Annotated in this window: 16 protein-coding genes; 5 read left to right on the top strand and 11 right to left on the bottom strand. The window is 64.6% G+C overall.

Annotated features, from left to right (window positions below):
* Positions 1 to 3: 3 nt before the first annotated feature.
* The 8 genes from N2605_RS34750 to hisB form a co-directional block, all read right to left on the bottom strand.
* A complete protein-coding gene (locus N2605_RS34750; RefSeq protein ID WP_036003274.1) occupies positions 4 to 243 on the bottom strand; it encodes a hypothetical protein in 240 nt (79 codons plus the stop codon).
* A 101-nt stretch (positions 244 to 344) separates the two neighbouring features.
* Complete coding sequence (coaA, locus tag N2605_RS34745; protein ID WP_036003185.1) at positions 345 to 1301, bottom strand: type I pantothenate kinase; 957 nt, start codon at positions 1299 to 1301, stop codon at positions 345 to 347.
* 36 nt (positions 1302 to 1337) lie between these two features.
* On the bottom strand, positions 1338 to 1661 hold the full coding sequence (locus tag N2605_RS34740) for a phosphoribosyl-ATP diphosphatase (RefSeq protein ID WP_036044993.1): 324 nt from the start codon (positions 1659 to 1661) through the stop codon (positions 1338 to 1340).
* A 77-nt stretch (positions 1662 to 1738) separates the two neighbouring features.
* Positions 1739 to 2512 carry an imidazole glycerol phosphate synthase subunit HisF gene (gene hisF / locus N2605_RS34735; protein ID WP_225135505.1) on the bottom strand — a complete coding sequence of 258 codons (774 nt, stop codon included), beginning with the start codon at positions 2510 to 2512 and terminating at the stop codon, positions 1739 to 1741.
* Between the two features lie 3 nt (positions 2513 to 2515).
* On the bottom strand, positions 2516 to 3247 hold the full coding sequence (gene hisA / locus N2605_RS34730; RefSeq protein WP_225172047.1) for a 1-(5-phosphoribosyl)-5-[(5-phosphoribosylamino)methylideneamino]imidazole-4-carboxamide isomerase: 732 nt from the start codon (positions 3245 to 3247) through the stop codon (positions 2516 to 2518).
* A complete protein-coding gene (hisH, locus tag N2605_RS34725; protein ID WP_109141958.1) occupies positions 3244 to 3894 on the bottom strand; it encodes an imidazole glycerol phosphate synthase subunit HisH in 651 nt (216 codons plus the stop codon). The genes hisA and hisH overlap by 4 nt, the downstream gene beginning before the upstream one ends.
* The gene (locus N2605_RS34720) at positions 3891 to 4421 is read right to left on the bottom strand and encodes a DUF2628 domain-containing protein (protein ID WP_260345201.1); all 531 of its coding nucleotides are present in this window, start codon (positions 4419 to 4421) and stop codon (positions 3891 to 3893) included. Before N2605_RS34720 ends, hisH begins: the two co-directional genes overlap by 4 nt.
* Before the next feature lie 64 nt (positions 4422 to 4485).
* Positions 4486 to 5079 (bottom strand): imidazoleglycerol-phosphate dehydratase HisB, encoded by a 594-nt coding sequence (gene hisB, locus N2605_RS34715; RefSeq protein WP_036044988.1) that lies wholly within the window; start codon positions 5077 to 5079, stop codon positions 4486 to 4488.
* A gap of 191 nt (positions 5080 to 5270) precedes the next feature.
* On the opposite strand from hisB, the gene hslV reads away from it, so the two are divergent.
* The 5 genes from hslV to N2605_RS34690 all read left to right on the top strand — a co-directional run bounded on the left by hslV (position 5271) and on the right by N2605_RS34690 (position 9625).
* A complete protein-coding gene (hslV, locus tag N2605_RS34710; protein ID WP_225172049.1) occupies positions 5271 to 5831 on the top strand; it encodes an ATP-dependent protease subunit HslV in 561 nt (186 codons plus the stop codon).
* 190 nt (positions 5832 to 6021) lie between these two features.
* Entirely contained in the window at positions 6022 to 6504 is a 483-nt protein-coding gene (locus N2605_RS34705) for a GNAT family N-acetyltransferase (protein WP_260345199.1), read from the top strand.
* The gene (locus tag N2605_RS34700) at positions 6501 to 7118 is read left to right on the top strand and encodes a DUF2585 domain-containing protein (protein ID WP_260345198.1); all 618 of its coding nucleotides are present in this window, start codon (positions 6501 to 6503) and stop codon (positions 7116 to 7118) included. The genes N2605_RS34705 and N2605_RS34700 overlap by 4 nt, the downstream gene beginning before the upstream one ends.
* A gap of 49 nt (positions 7119 to 7167) precedes the next feature.
* Positions 7168 to 8472, top strand: coding sequence for an ATP-dependent protease ATPase subunit HslU (gene hslU, locus N2605_RS34695; protein WP_036003145.1), 1305 nt, complete (start codon positions 7168 to 7170; stop codon positions 8470 to 8472).
* A gap of 28 nt (positions 8473 to 8500) precedes the next feature.
* Complete coding sequence (locus N2605_RS34690) at positions 8501 to 9625, top strand: hypothetical protein (RefSeq protein WP_260345197.1); 1125 nt, start codon at positions 8501 to 8503, stop codon at positions 9623 to 9625.
* Positions 9626 to 9808: 183 nt separating this feature from the next.
* Here the strand turns inward: N2605_RS34690 and N2605_RS34685 are convergent, their stop codons facing one another.
* Genes N2605_RS34685 through N2605_RS34675 form a run of 3 tightly spaced genes read right to left on the bottom strand, consistent with a single transcriptional unit; the run spans position 9809 to position 12616 of the window.
* Positions 9809 to 10399: a Smr/MutS family protein gene (locus tag N2605_RS34685; protein WP_225135512.1), complete on the bottom strand. Its 591-nt coding sequence runs from the start codon at positions 10397 to 10399 to the stop codon at positions 9809 to 9811.
* On the bottom strand, positions 10396 to 11931 hold the full coding sequence (gene mltA, locus N2605_RS34680; RefSeq protein WP_260345195.1) for a murein transglycosylase A: 1536 nt from the start codon (positions 11929 to 11931) through the stop codon (positions 10396 to 10398). The genes N2605_RS34685 and mltA overlap by 4 nt, the downstream gene beginning before the upstream one ends.
* On the bottom strand, positions 11909 to 12616 hold the full coding sequence (locus N2605_RS34675; RefSeq protein ID WP_036003134.1) for a Tim44/TimA family putative adaptor protein: 708 nt from the start codon (positions 12614 to 12616) through the stop codon (positions 11909 to 11911). Before N2605_RS34675 ends, mltA begins: the two co-directional genes overlap by 23 nt.
* Between the last annotated feature and the right edge of the window lie 174 nt (positions 12617 to 12790).

Below are 12790 nucleotides of genomic sequence, written 5' to 3'. Positions count from 1 at the left end.
ATCTCATGCAGCAGAGACAATAAAGCGCGGTGCAGACAGCTTGTCCGGCGTCGTCTGGCCTCCCCGGAAGACGGTATTTGCCTGCGCGGCGCGCTTGCAATGGGGGCACACGAAGAGATGCGCGATGACCGGGGTCGGCTCGTCCGTGAGCAATTCCGAGCGGAACCACTTCATCTCGACATGGCAGTCCGGGCAGACCGGAGCTTCCAGCTGCTCCGCAGCGCTCCTGAGACGATCAACCATGGTGTGCCCCCGCCGTTTTCCAAGGAATAGCGGAATACCCATCGTTGGTCTGCATCAAAAGATACTCTGCGCGAATGGGCAGGGCCCGGGCACCAAGGCGATTACAGCCGCCTGAGCGCCACGCTCTCCACCGTGTGGTCGGCGCCCTTCTTGAGGATCAGCGTCGCACGGGGCCGGGTCGGCAGGATGTTGTCCTCGAGATTGGCGAGGTTGGTACGCTCCCAGATCGCGATCGCGGTCGCGGTGGCTTCCTCGTCCGACAACAGAGCATAGCGGTTGAAGTAGGATTTTGGATTGGTGAATGCGGTGTCGCGCAGCGCCAGGAAGCGCTTGATGTACCATTGCCGCAGCGCCGCCTCGTCGGCGTCGATATAGACCGAGAAATCGAAGAAGTCGGAAACCACCGGCACCGCCTTGCCGTCGCGCGGCAGCTTGCCGGTCTGCAGCACGTTGACGCCTTCGACGATCAGGATGTCGGGCTGGTCGATCTCGGCCCATTGGTTCGGCACGATGTCGTAGGTCAGATGCGAATAGACCGGCGCACGGACGTGGCGGCGGCCGGCCTTGATGTCGGAGAGGAAGTTGAGCAGCATCGGCAGATCGTAGCTCTCCGGAAAACCCTTCTTCTGCATGATGCCGTGCCGCTCGAGCACCGCATTGGGATAGAGAAATCCGTCCGTGGTGATCAGCTCGACTTTCGGCCGCGGCGACCAGCGCGCCAAGAGGGCCTGGAGCACGCGTGCCGTGGTGGATTTCCCGACCGCCACCGAGCCGGCGACGCCGATGATGTAGGGCACCTTGCGGTCCCTGATGTTAAGGAACTGGCGCTCGGCGTAGTACAGCCGCTGCATGGCATCGACGTAGATCGACAACAGGCGCGACAGCGGAAGATAGATGTCTTCGACCTCCTGCAGGTCGAGGCGATCGTGCAGCGAACGCAGCCGGTCGAACTCGCCCGGCTCGAGCGTCATCGGCGTATCGTCGCGCAGTCGCGCCCATTCCTCACGCGTATAAACGCGGTAGGGATTGTACTGCTGCTCGGGTGCGCGGATATCCATGACGCCGCCTTTCCGTTGCGATCTATTCGCCCTTGCCTAGCCGCCCTTGCGCGACGCCTTCTCTTCCAGCCCCGACATCGAGGTCCGCTTGTCCAACGCGGCCTCGACCTCTTCCAGCTTTATGCCGCGCGCCTTCAGCAGCACAAGGAAATGATAGAGCAGGTCGGCACTTTCAGCGATCAGATGCGCGCGATCGTTTTCGACTGCAGCGATTACGGTTTCGACTGCTTCCTCGCCGAACTTCTTGGCGCAATGCTCGGGGCCTTTGTCGAGCAGCTTGCGGGTATAGGATGCTTCGCCGCCGGACGCTGCGCGGGCGTCGATGGTTTCGGCCAGATCATGGATCGTGAAACGCGGCATCGGACTCACTCGGAAACACATGGGACCACGGCGGCCATCCCCGTCCGCCAATGTAGCATCGTTACGAACCGGAGTCGTCAGGCATCCAGGCGCATCGGCAGCCCACGCTGCGCCATGTGCTCCTTGGCCTCACGAATCGTAAATTCCCCGAAATGGAAGATCGAGGCCGCCAGCACCGCGGTGGCGTGCCCGTCGCGGATACCGTCGACGAGATGGTCGAGATTGCCGACGCCGCCCGAGGCGATCACGGGAACGGGAACGCTGTCGGCGATCGCGCGGGTCAGCGGAATATCGAATCCCTGCCTTGTGCCGTCGCGGTCCATCGAGGTGAGCAGGATTTCACCGGCGCCGAGCGAAACCACCTCCTGCGCGTATTCGATCGCGTCGATGCCGGTCGAGTTGCGCCCGCCATGGGTAAAGATCTCCCAGCGGTCGCCGCCCGGACGCTTGACGCGCTTGGCATCGATCGCGACCACCACGCACTGCTCGCCGAATTTTTCAGCGGCTTCCTTGACGAATTCGCGCCGCGACACCGCGGCGCTGTTGATCGAGACCTTGTCGGCACCGGCGCGCAGCAGCGTCTTGATGTCGTTGACCTCGCGCACGCCGCCGCCGACGGTGACAGGCATGAAGCAGGCTTCCGCCGTGCGCCGGACCACGTCCAGCATGATGCCGCGGTTCTCGTGGGTCGCGGTGATGTCGAGGAAGGTGAGCTCGTCGGCGCCGGCGGCGTCATAGGCGATGGCGGCTTCGACGGGATCGCCGGCATCCCTGAGATCGACGAAGTTGACGCCCTTGACGACGCGGCCGTCCTTGACATCGAGGCAGGGGATCACGCGCACCTTGAACATGGGTCAGCTCCTGCGCGCGTCGCGGATCAAGGTGAGGGCGGCGGCGGGATCGAGCCGGCCGTCATAGAGCGCGCGGCCGGCAATCGCGCCGGCGAGCTTCTTCGCGCGCAGCATGGCTTTCACGTCCTCGATCGAGGCGAGGCCGCCGGAGGCGATCACGGGAATCGAAATGGCATCGGCCAGCGCGATGGTCGCCTCTAAGTTCAAGCCCTTGAGCAAGCCGTCTCGCGCGATGTCGGTGAAGATGATGGCGGCAACGCCGGCATCCTCGAAGCGCTTGGCGATCTCGAGCACAGTCACTTGCGAGGTCTCGGCCCAGCCTTCGACCGCGACCTTGCCGTCGCGCGCATCGAGCCCGACCGCGACGCGGCCGGGGAATTTTTTGGCGGCGCTTTTCACCAATTCAGGATCGCGCACCGCGGCGGTGCCGATGATGACGCGGGTGATGCCCTTGTCGAGCCAGGCTTCGACGGTCGCGAGATCGCGAATGCCGCCGCCGAGCTGCACCGGAATCTTGATCGTCTTCAGCATCGCCTCGACGGCCCCGGCATTCACAGGCTTGCCGGCGAAGGCGCCGTCGAGGTCGACGACGTGGAGATATTCAAAGCCCTGCGCGGCAAAGCTCTGCGCCTGTGCGGCCGGATTGAGATTGAACACGGTCGCGCGCGCCATGTCGCCTTGCTCGAGGCGCACGCACTGGCCGTTCTTGAGGTCGATCGCGGGAAAGAGAATCACGGTTTCCATCGCAAGAAATTCGAGATCAGGGCCAGCCCGAAGCGTTGGCTCTTCTCGGGGTGGAATTGCGTGCCGATGGCGGTGTCCTTGCCGACGATCGCCGTGACGGGTCCGCCATAGTCTGCGCGCGCGAGCACATCCGCCTCGTCGGCGGCGTTGAGATGATAGGAGTGCACGAAATAAGCGTGCTGGCCCTTGGGACCGAGCGGCAGCTTGTTCAGCACCGGATGCTCCTGCAGCAGGTCCAGCGTATTCCAGCCCATGTGCGGGATCTTCAGGCTTTCATCGCGCGGCGTGATCTTCTCGACGTCGCCGCCGATCCAGTTCAAGCCCTCGGTGACGACGTGTTCCTTGCCGCGGCTCGCCATCAGCTGCATGCCGACGCAGATGCCGAAGAACGGCCGCGCCTTGACGCGCACCGCTTCGGTGATGGCCTCGACCATGCCGTTGACGGCATCGAGCCCGCGCCGGCAATCGGCGAAGGCACCGACACCCGGCAGCACCAGGCGATCGGCCTCGTAAGCCTGGTCCGGATCGCTGGTAACAAAGACCTTTTGCGGGCTCTCCAGGCTGCGCGCGGCGCGCTCGAAGGCTTTCGCGGCGGAATGCAGATTGCCGGAACCGTAATCGATGATGGCGACGCTCATCTTGACCCTCCCGGTTCTGGAAACAACCCAATGATGCCGCCGGCTGGAATGGGCGGCGGGTTCGAGAATGGCTGGCCCGGCACATTGCGGGTCGGCGGCGGGCCGCCGCGATCGACGGCCCATTGATCGCCAGCGCTGCCGTTCTGCTTCTGGCTCCAGCGTTCGAAGAAGCGGCGCTCCGCAGTGTCGCTGTCGTCGGCGACGACGATATCCAGCTGCCGCCACTTTCCGTGCGACAAGGTCCAGCGGCGCAGGCTCGAGGCTTCGAGGCCCATCAGCACCGCGACGATGCAATCGGCGAAGAAGATCGAGGAGCGCCCGACGCCGAGGCTCGACAGCCCCGCGTTGAACGCGGCCAGGAAGATCAGATAGCCGATCAGCGCCAGCCACAGCCGATTCCACAACAGCCAGAACGGACCGAAGATCATCGCCCAGAAATGGAAGCCGTCGCGCACGAACACGAACTTGTCGGGCGCGCGCAGATCGGCTCCGCCAGGGGAGGGAGCATGGACTGTGTAGACAGGCATGGTGATGCCCCGTTCTCGAAAATCAGTGATGCCGCCAGCAGCCTTCGCCGCAAGACGGAAGATGTCAGCCGCCGAGCGAGCCCTTGGTGGACGGGATTTCGCCCGCCGCCTTCGGATCGATCGCCACGGCCGTGCGCAGCGCCCGCGCCAGACCCTTGAAGCAGGACTCGGCGATATGATGGCTGTTATCGCCATATAGGGTCTCGACGTGGAGAGTCACGCCGGCGTTGATGGCAAAAGCCTGGAACCACTCGCGCACCAGCTCGGTGTCGAACTCGCCGATCTTGTGCCGGGGGAAGTCGGCCTTGAACACCAGGAACGGGCGGCCCGAGATGTCGATCACCACGCGCGTCAGCGTCTCGTCCATGGGCATGTGCACGCCGGCGTAGCGGGTGATACCCGCCATGTTGCCGAGCGCCTGCTTGACCGCCTGGCCAAGCGCGATGCCGGTGTCCTCGGTGGTATGGTGATAATCAATGTGCAGATCGCCCACCGCCTTGACCGTGAGGTCGATGCGGGAATGGCGGGCGAGGAGATCGAGCATATGGTCGAAAAAGCCGATGCCGGTCGCGATATTGGCCACGCCGGTGCCATCGAGGTTCACGGAGACCTCGATGTCGGTTTCCTTGGTCTTGCGCTTGATCGTCGCGGTGCGCATTGAAAGCTGGCTTTCATCCTAGCTAGGGAGCCGAAAACGCCAGTCTCTTAACAGCCAAATGACACCTTCGCTACTGCGGGAACGGCCGGCCGGACCTCTACTTCTGCCTATGGTGAGCGAAATTCGGCCCGGAACGGCCCGTTGTGCCCTTCGTCCCGACCGCCTAAATCAGGCCGGACAGTGAGGTATTCATGCAGGACTCCCAGAACAGCTCGCCGGGCTGGCACGGCACCACGATTCTAACGGTCCGCAAGGGCGGCAAGGTGGTGGTCGGCGGCGACGGCCAGGTCTCGATCGGCCAGACCGTGATCAAGTCCAATGCCAAGAAGGTCCGCAAGCTCGGCAAGGGCGACGTGATCGGCGGCTTTGCCGGCGCCACGGCTGACGCCTTCACGCTGTTCGAGCGGCTCGAATCCAAGCTCGAGCAATATCCGGGGCAGCTGACCCGGGCGGCGGTGGAGCTCGCCAAGGACTGGCGTACGGACCGCTATCTTCGGCGGCTGGAGGCCATGATGATCGTGGCCGACAAGGACGTCTCCCTGGTGCTGACAGGCACCGGCGACGTGCTCGAACCCGAGGCCGGCGTGATGGCGATCGGCTCCGGCGGCAATTACGCGCTGGCGGCGGCCCGGGCCCTGCTCGACACCGACAAGGACGCCGAGACCATCGTCCGCCGCTCCCTGGACATCGCCGCGGACATCTGCGTCTACACCAACCGGAATCTGACGATCGAGAGCCTGGCTACGGGGTAGGGCGGAGGGGTCATTTGTCCGAGTGCCTCTCCGCACGGTCGGTGCAACCTCTCCCGCTTGCGGGGGAGGTCGGCGCGAAGCGTCGGCTGGGGGCTCTTCCCTCTGGGGGATTGTCCCATCGCGGAAACACCCTCTCCCCAACCCTCTCCCGCATGCGGGAGAGGGAGAGCAGCACCGCTGTGGGCGCTAGATGACGCAAAGCTACGCCTTCCGTCCCATGACCGCGGCCGACATGCCGCTGATCCGGCGCTGGCTCGCCACACCGCATGTCGCCGAGTGGTGGCATGATCCGGAGACGCTTGAATTCGTCGGCGGCGACCTCGATCATCCTGACCTGGCGCAGTTCATCGTCAGCCTTGACGGCCGGCCTTTCGCCTACCTGCAGTGCTACCGGCTCGGCGATTGGCATATCAGCTTCGGCCCGCAGCCCGTGGGCACTCGCGGCCTCGATCAGTTCATCGGCGAGGCTGACATGCTCGGATGCGGCCACGGCTCCGCTTTCATCCGCGCCTTCATCGACCAGCTCTTCGCGCGCGGTGTGCCGCGCATCGTGATAGACCCGAGTCCTTCCAATGCGCGCGCGATTCGTGCCTATGAGAAAGCTGGCTTCGTGCCGCGGCACGAGATCGTCACGCCCGATGGTCCCGCACTCCTGATGATCCGAGACCCATGACGCTCGCCGCAAGCCCCGCCGCCAAGACCACATTCCCGCCGCTCGCCTGGGCCGGCATCGCGCTACTGCTGCTGGCGCTGCAGGCGGCGATCCTGCTTGCTATGGGACGCGTGCCGATCTGCGCCTGCGGTACCATCAAGCTGTGGCACGGCGTGGTGAACAGCTCGGAGAATTCTCAGCAGATTGCAGACTGGTACACGTTCTCACACGTCCTGCACGGCTTCCTGTTCTACGGCCTGACCTGGCTGCTGTTCGCGCGGTTACCCTTGCTGCCTCTCTCCTGGCCCGCACGGCTGATCATCGCCATCCTGATCGAAGGCGCCTGGGAGATCGTCGAGAACTCGCCCTTCATCATCGAGCGCTACCGCGCCGGCACGATCTCGCTGGATTATTACGGCGACAGCATCCTCAATTCGGTCTCGGACAATCTGGCCATGATCTTGGGGTTCCTGGCCGCACGCGCGCTGCCTGTCACCACGACCGTGCTGCTGGGGCTTGCCTTCGAGATCGTGCTGGCGCTCCACATTCGCGACAATCTGACGCTCAATATCCTGATGCTGATCCATCCGATCGAGGCCGTGAAGCAATGGCAATCCGGCCCGCCGATCATCTGACCCAAAATGCGGCTTGTCCTTGGCCGTCTCCCGCCCTAGCTAATCAGACATGACAGACTTCTCCCCCCGCGAAATCGTTTCCGAACTCGACCGTTTCATCGTCGGCCAGGGCGACGCCAAGCGCGCCGTATCGATCGCGCTGCGCAACCGCTGGCGCCGGCAGCAGCTCACCGGCTCTTTGCGCGAGGAGGTGCTGCCGAAGAACATCCTGATGATCGGCCCCACCGGCGTCGGCAAGACCGAGATCGCGCGGCGGCTCGCCAAGCTCGCGAATGCGCCGTTCCTGAAGGTCGAAGCGACCAAGTTCACCGAGGTCGGCTATGTCGGCCGCGACGTCGAGCAGATCATCCGCGATCTCGTCGAGGTCGCAATCGCGCAGGTGCGCGAGCGAAAGCGCAAGGACGTGCAGGCGCGCGCCCAGCTTGCCGCCGAGGAGCGCGTGCTGGATGCGCTGGTCGGCGCCAATGCGAGCTCGGCGACACGGGAATCCTTCCGCAAAAAACTGCGCGCCGGCGAACTGAACGACAAGGAAATCGAGATCGAGACGCAGTCGTCGGGCGGCGGCATGCCGATGTTCGAGATCCCGGGCATGCCGGGCGCTCAGATGGGCGCGATCTCGCTCGGCGACATCTTCGGCAAGCTCGGCGGCCGCAGCAAGACGCGCCGGCTGACGGTAGAGAGCTCGCACGAGATCCTCGTCAACGAGGAATCCGACAAGCTCTTGGACACCGAGCAGCTGACGCTGGAGGCGATCAGCGCGGTCGAGAACAACGGCATCGTGTTCCTCGACGAGATCGACAAGATCTGCGCTCGCGACGGCCGGGTCGGCGGCGACGTCTCGCGCGAGGGCGTGCAGCGCGATCTCCTGCCGCTGATCGAAGGCACCACGGTCTCGACCAAGCACGGCGCGGTCAAGACCGACCACATCCTGTTCATTGCGTCGGGCGCCTTCCACGTGGCCAAGCCGTCGGACCTGTTGCCGGAATTGCAGGGCCGCCTGCCGATCCGGGTCGAATTGCAGGCGCTGACCCGCGACGACATGCGCCGCATCCTGACCGAGCCCGAGGCCTCGCTGATCAAGCAATATGTCGCCCTGATGCAGACCGAAGGCGTGACGCTCGACATCACCGACAGCGCCATCGATGCGCTGGCCGACATTGCGGTTGCCGTCAATTCAACGGTCGAGAATATCGGCGCCCGGCGGCTGCAGACCGTGATGGAGCGGGTGCTGGACGAGATCTCCTTCACCGCCCCCGACCGCAACGGCGAGACCGTCCGGCTCGATGCGGATTACGTGCAAAAGCACATCGGCGACCTCGCCAAGAATGCGGATCTGAGCCGCTTCATTTTGTGATTCGGAGCGGTCACGCTATTGATGCGGCGTGACCGTACGCATCCTGCAAAATCCCTGGCGGCTCCTGCTCGCGATCAACGCGGCGGTCATCGTCGGCGTGCTCATTCACAAGATCCAGCTGCCGCCTTACGTCCCCTACATCCATCTCCTGGTCGACTATCATTTCGGCTTTATCAAGCGCGCGCTGATCGGGGCAATCGTCGCGCTGTTCACCGAGAAGGTGCCGGTCTGGCTGGTGTTCGCGCTCGGCGGGGCGACGTGGCTGGCAACGCTGGGCCTCTATGCCAGGCTCTTCCAGAACACGTTCGGCTTCTCCGCGAAAACGCTGCCGCTGTTCGTCTTCATCGCGGGTTCGCCGTTCTTCCTGAAGAACTTCATGCACACGCTCGGCCATTTCGACATCTATGGCTGCGCGCTGGCGATGATCCTGCTGCTGATGCCGGCGGGCTCGCTGGTCTTCGTGGCTACGGCTGCGCTGTTCTCGATCGTTCTCGTGCTGATCCATCACATTCATCTCTTGATGTACGTGCCGACGATCATCACCATCGTCGTGATCCGGCATTACCTTGCTTACGGTTGTGACCGCAGCAATGTTGTCTTCGGCGGGGTCGCTCTCGCCATTGTCTCCGCGCTGTTCTTCGCCGCGCAGTTTCTGGGAACGATGCCGGTCCCCGAAGCGGACTTCGTCGCCTATCTCAAAAGCCGGATGGCCGATCCTGCGCGCATCGACCTCTTGCAATTTGCCTACATCTGGTACCAGCCGCTGGCGAAGGAGGTTGCCGACACCTGGGGCCGCCTGCCGCACAACATCCTCGGCGTGCCCGTGTTCGCAGCTCTCATCTGGCTGCACGCGCCGCTGTGGCGCTTCTTTGCCAGCCTGATCGGCGCGCTCGCCAGCGATCTGCACAAGCGGCTCGTCATCGCAGCACTGGTCGGCATCAGTGTCGCCTATCTCGTGATGTTCGCGATGGTGTTCGACTATTCACGCTGGATCTCGAACTGGGCGGTCTGCATGTTCCTGATCCTGCACGCGGTGAAGATGCTTCCGGCCGCACGGGAGACAGCGCTGATCCCGGCGGAGGATCGGAAGACAAATATCTTCGGTTTGATCCTCACGCTGATCCCGCGCGTCGGAATCATCCGACCGTTTTAGAGGTAGACCCAGTCGCAACCTCAGAGAAGGTGAGCTCCCTCCCCCGCTTGCGGGGGAGGGTTGGGGAGAGGGTGTCTCCACAGAGGGATTCCCCAAGAGGAGAGAGCCCTCACCCGCCGCGCTTCGCGCGTCGGCCTCTCCCGCAAGCGGGAGAGGCAAGGGAAGCCGCATGCGCCGAGACTGCTACCCTCTCGCCCGCCTGATCCGCACATACAGCGCCCCCTCGCCGCCGTGGCCGATCGCGGCTTCCTCGAAGCCGACCACGAAGGCGCGGAATTCCGGCAGGCTGAGCCATTCCGGCACTTGGCGGCGGAGCACGCCGCTTTCGCCGCCGCTGCGTCCCTTGCCGGTGATGACGAGCACGAAGGTGAGGCCGTCCTGATGGGCGCGGTGCAGGAAGCCGGCCAGCGCGCGATGGGCGCGCATCTGGGTCATGCCGTGCAGGTCGAGCCGCGCCTCGATCTCGCTGCGGCCGCGCGACAGCTTGGTCCGCTCGCGCTTGCCGAGCGGCGCTAGCGGCGGAATCGACGGCTTTGCAGCGCGCGGCGCCGGTGCAGCGGCAACCGGCCTTGACGGTGGCGAAGTCCTCGTCACCTGGGACCCGGGCGAAGATTCGGCGCGCGGGATAGCATGCGCCTTGGCCGCGCGATGCTTTCGCAGCGGCTTGACATGCTTTGCGACGAGATCCCACAGCTCGCGCTCCTCCTCGCTCAGCGCGCGACGGCGCGGCGAGGGGCGAGGCTCCAGCACGGGCGGACGGGACGATCGCTTCATTGCGGGCGATGAGGACGATTCTTTGCCGGACGGCGCGGCTCAGGGGCAGGCTCGATCGCGGGACGCGGCACCGGCAGCGGAACCGGGCCGGCGACGGCGACTGTTTCGGTCTTGCCTTGCGCCGCCGCGGCGACGGGCGTGCCGGTCTTCGCCGGATCGGTCTGCGGAAACAGCTTTGCGATCTTCTCGGCGGGCCTTGGGTCCGGGATCGGCAGCTTCGCGGCGCGCGGGGCGGGATCGAGGCTCTTCGGCACCAGCATCACGAATTGCATGGGGTGGCGCAGCCGGCCGGAGACACGGCCGGCATCCGCGCCGGCGCCGAAAAACAGATCGGCCCGTGCGGGCCCGATGATGGCAGAGCCGGTGTCCTGCGCGATCATCAGCCGGCGGAACGGCGTCTTGGCGCGTTCTGACTCGATCGGAAGCTCGCCCTCGATGAAGAACGGCGTGCCGTAGACATGCAGCGATTTGTCGACGGCGATGGAGCGCCCCGCGGTCAAGGGAATGCCTTGCGCGCCGACTGCCTCCTCCTTGTCGGAGAGGTTGACCTCGCGGAAGAAGATGTAGGCGCGGTTCGCGCGGCGCAGCTCCTTGGCGCCGTCGGGGTTCTGCGCCATCCACTCCCTGATCTTCTGCATCGACATCTCCTCTCTCGGGATGATGCCGCGCTCGATCAGGATGCGACCGACCGCCGTGTAGGGATAGCCGTTATAGGCGTCGTAATTGAGTCGAACCGAGCTGCCGTCGTCGAACTTGATGCGGGCCGAGCCCTGGATCTGCGCGAACAACAGATCGGTCGGATCCTTCAGCCAGGCGATCTCGAGCCCCCGGCCGGCGATCTTGCCGTCCTCGATCTCGCCGCGGTCGTAATAGGGCACCAGCTTGCGGCGGCCGATCTTGCGATAGACCGGGCCCTTGTTGGGCAGGCTGAGCGCATCCTGCTTGTAGCCGCGCACAAACAGGTTCGAGGGACGGCGATAGACCGGCACGTTGTAGACGTCGGTCTGCGCGCGCGATCCCTCCAGCACCGGTTCGTAATAGCCGGTGACGAAGCCTTCGGGCTCGCCGAGCCGCGAGATGCGCAGCGGCGTGAAATTCTCCTCGAAGAAGCTCTTCGCTTTGCCGTCGTCGGCGAGATCCAGCGTCTTGGCGACGCGGCAGGGCTCACCCAGCGATGTGCCCAAAGCTTTGGGCTCGGCCTTGGCTTCGCCGTTCTGCGCATTGATCGGCTTGCAGCTGGCGCGAAAGGTCTTGTACGCGGCGAGATGATTGTCGTCGCCCCACCCCTTCACGTCCGCCCAGGCCAGCGGCAGATATTGCGCGCCGGGAATTTCGAAGGGCAGGGTGAGCTGCGGATAGGGCAAGGCTCGTGGCGGAGCGGCAGGCGTTCGCGGCAGATGGTGGTGGTGGCTGCGATGGTGACGCCGCGCCGCCTCGGCGCCGAGCGAAAACGACGACAGCGCGACGGCAGCTGCGCAAAGCGCCGTCGCGCCGTTCTTCAGGAAGATCTTAATTCGCGCTTCCGGTGCCAACCAGCTTCCAGTTCGGATCGCGAGAGGAGGTGTCGCGGGCGAAAGTCCAGATATCGGTGATATCGGCGACCGTGTCGGCGCTGCCGTCGACGATGTTGCCGGCCTTGTCGCGGGTGGCCGAGATCATCTGCGAGACGAAGCGCACGGTGAGCTGCGCACTGCGATCGCGCAACTCGGCGCCGACGAGCTCGGCCTTGTCGATCGACACGAAGCGCGTCTCGGTCTTCTGCTCGTTCTTCTCGCGTTCCTTGATCGCAGCGTCGAAGCTTTCATAGACGTCCGACGACAACAGATCGCGCAGCGCGCGGCGGTCGCCATTGGCAAAAGCGAGCACGATCATCTCGTAGGCGCCGCGCGCGCCCGAGAGGAAATGGCGCGGGTCGAAGCTGGAATCCTTCTCGACGATGGCATCGAGACCCTGCGCCAGCGGCGTGCCCGGCTCGGTCAGCCCCTTCCAGCGATCGGACGGCGCGGTCGGCTCGGCCGTCGGCGCCAGCGGGGCCTGGTCGATCACCTTGCCCGGCATGGTCACGACGTTGTTGTCCTGGGCGCCTCCGAGCGCGTTGCGGGCGGCGGTGCGATCGAACGGCGGCCGCTCGTTGCCGGTGCGCTGCCCCAGCACGCTACGCAGCCGCAAGAAGATGAAGACGGCCAGCGCCAGGAATATGATGGTGTAGATGTCCACGTCGTATTCGCTTTCTGGTCTTTGCAGGGCTCGTTGCCGGGAAAATCAATCCGGCCAGTAGACCGTTCCTTACATAAACGGCAAGTCTACATCACCATTTTGGGTCCACGTCAGGTCCGTGGGATGTAGGCACGAAATCTGGCCCGGCCAATGGCGCCTTTTGGCACAGCGCCA

Origin of the sequence: Bradyrhizobium yuanmingense (assembly GCF_025200905.1) — a bacterium.
GTDB classification, from domain to species: Bacteria; Pseudomonadota; Alphaproteobacteria; order Rhizobiales; family Xanthobacteraceae; genus Bradyrhizobium; species Bradyrhizobium yuanmingense.
This window is presented reverse-complemented; position numbering and strand designations above follow the sequence as displayed.